We start from the raw sequence: 224 nt of genomic DNA on the forward strand, positions 1-224 counted from the left end.
ATCGCGGCCGGTGATGCCGAGGTCGAGCTCGCCGGAGCCGACGTAGATGGCGATGTCCTTGGGCCGCAGGAAGAAGAACTCGACCTGGTTGGCCGGATCGAGGACGGTCAGGTCGCGGGAATCGGTGCGCTTGCGGTAACCGGCCTCGGCGAGGATCGAGGTGGCCGATTCGGAAAGTGCGCCTTTGTTGGGGACTGCGACGCGCAGCATGGGAGGGTCCTTTC

At 65.6% G+C, this 224-nt stretch carries 1 pseudogene; it reads right to left on the reverse strand.

What is annotated here, in order from left to right:
- A pseudogene (locus ON44_RS18250) lies at window positions 1-210 on the reverse strand (ATP phosphoribosyltransferase); the annotation flags it as partial.
- Between the last annotated feature and the right edge of the window lie 14 nt (window positions 211-224).

Source organism: Nocardia vinacea NBRC 16497, assembly GCF_000308835.1.
GTDB classification, from domain to species: Bacteria; Actinomycetota; Actinomycetes; order Mycobacteriales; family Mycobacteriaceae; genus Nocardia; species Nocardia vinacea.